This window comes from Moorena sp. SIO3B2, from assembly GCF_010692525.1.
Classification (GTDB): Bacteria; Cyanobacteriota; Cyanobacteriia; order Cyanobacteriales; family Coleofasciculaceae; genus Moorena; species Moorena producens.
The window spans coordinates 1-2,437 of the sequence record NZ_JAAHHE010000658.1; the positions used below are offsets into that span (position 1 = coordinate 1).

The window sequence follows — 2,437 nt, forward strand, 5'->3', positions numbered from 1 at the left end:
ATTATATCCTGGAAACTGACACTGTAATCAGAGAAGCGTTTAAAGAAGATTTAGAGTTTTGTCTTCGAGAATTTACCGTTGAAGAGTCAGAGTATGCTATTTGTGAAACGATTATTTTTCCGCTCTTGAAGGAAGTGTATAGACAGTATCGAGATAAATTTACCTTATGGAGTCATAAACCAATAACCTATGATCAACAGCTGACTGGAATACCCGATTATATTTTAGCAAAGCGGTCTCCCCTTGGCAAACAAATCTTTGAAAATCCCTATTTTGTAGCTGTAGAAGCTAAAAAGGATGATTTTATTAAGGGGTGGGGTCAATGTTTAGCAGAAATGGTGGCAATTCAAAAGCTTAATGACCAATCTGAGCAAACTATATTTGGAATTGTTTCCAATGGTCAAGTTTGGCAGTTTGGTAAACTCAAAGAAAATCTCTATACTAGAGAAATTAACAATTATACAATTTCTGATTTAGAGCGAGTGTATTCAGCAATTAATTATGTATTCAGTCAATGTGAACTAGAACTTGAAAGTTAGAAATAATTATAGTCAGCATTCAGTTATCAGCAGTCAGCATTTAGCTGACAGTAAACTAAAACTATAGCAATCCTAAATCATTTGTAAAATCACTGGACTTCTTAAAAAATAGTTCCAAATCCGGTCCCTTCTGCCTTCTGCCTTCTGCCTTAAAGCAGCCCATTTCTTTCACGAATCAGATAGGATGGCTATATAGTGGTGCGCCCAGGCAATAAGCTGTGACAAGTTAAATGCGTGAAAGCAGTTCCCTCAACAATTGGGCAAAGCTATCGGAGCCGGTAAGCTCGTTAGTTTATACCTAGACATGACAAGCTACTGGATAATGAGTTAAAGTGTACTTAATACTAAAAACTGCTCAAACTTAACAAGTAAAGCTTAAAAAATAATTAAATAGTGTAATTAACAAAAACTAATTACTAATGACCTATTGTGTAATTCCTGGATGCATCTCTCCTCAAAATCCAGACTCAGCTAAATTTTGCAGTAATTGTGGATATAAATTAAGGTTGAAAGACCGATATAGACCCCTTTATCCCATTGGTCGCGGTGGATTTGGTAGAACGTTTTTGGCAGTAGATGAAGATATCCCTTCTCAACCTCACTGTGTTATTAAACAATTTTATCTGGAGAGTCAACACAGAGGGGTTTCCCAAAAAGCCATTGAACTGTTTCACCAAGAAGCGGTGCGATTGGATGAATTAGGCAAACATCCCCAAATTCCTAGCTTGTTGGCACATTTTGAACAGAATGAACAGCTTTATTTGATCCAAGAGTGGATTGCTGGACAAACCCTAAGCAAAGAGTTGCAGCAACAACAGATATACAACGAGAAGCAAATTTGGGCATTATTACAAGATATCTTACCTGTGCTGCAATATATTCATCAGCATCAGGTGATTCATCGGGATATCAAGCCAGAGAACATTATTCGCCGCGACAGCTCTACAAAGGCGAACGTTGCCCAAAGTCCAGGAATTAGCTATAGTTCTCCCACTGTACCCCTGAGCCAAAATCTGATTATTCAATCCCAGAGAAATCCGCGCCGATTATCCTCGAACAAAACCCAACGCCTTCCTCTAACAGAATCAAAGGAGCTGGTACTGATTGATTTTGGTATTGCCAAATTCATCACTGACACAGCTAATGGACAAACAGGTACGGTTATCGGTACCCCAGAATACATGGCACCAGAACAAATTAGGGGGAAAGCCTTTCCTGCCAGTGATCTGTATAGCTTAGGTGTCACTTGCCTTCACTTGCTGACAGGGGTACCACCTTTGGATATGCATGATTCTCTCAATAACTGCTGGGTATGGCGTGATTTCTTGCCATCAGGGAAATCGGTCAGTAAACATTTGGGTAACATCCTGGATAAGTTAGTCCACAATACGGTTAAAAAGCGCTACCAATCTGCGGATCAAGTATTGCAAGCGCTCAACTCGACCTCACCAGCTATCCAGCCAGTGATTCATGCCTGTGCTAGTCAACGGTTAATCTCAGCAGTAGACCTAGACTACACTCGATTACAGGATTTACTAGCTCGAAAAAAATGGCAAGATGCAGACCAAGAAACCTGGGATATGCTATGTCAGTTGGTTAACAAAACCCCAGGCTATTATCTCAATAAGCAAGATATTGCTAATTTGCCCTGTGACCAATTGCTTAAAATTGACCAACTTTGGATCAACTATAGTGGTGGACGCTTTGGTTTTAGTGTTCAAAGCCGGATCTATGAAGCAGTAGGAGAGGATTACTATAGTTTTTGCGATTGCATCAGCTGGCCCGTTCACAACTCCCATCTTCGAGATCAAGACTTCGACTTCCAACTCCAAGCCCAAGTAGGACATTTGCCATCACGGCGCTGGGTTGGGGGATTTGACTGGTGGCTTCATGCTGGT

2 protein-coding genes are annotated in these 2,437 nt (G+C 40.3%); both read left to right on the forward strand.

The window, feature by feature from the left end:
- On the forward strand, positions 1–539 hold a 539-nt coding region (locus F6K38_RS39435), incomplete at its 5' end, for a hypothetical protein (protein ID WP_287360350.1).
- 419 nt (positions 540–958) lie between these two features.
- A partial coding sequence (locus F6K38_RS39440) for a protein kinase domain-containing protein (protein WP_287360352.1) occupies positions 959–2,437 on the forward strand: 1,479 nt, incomplete at its 3' end.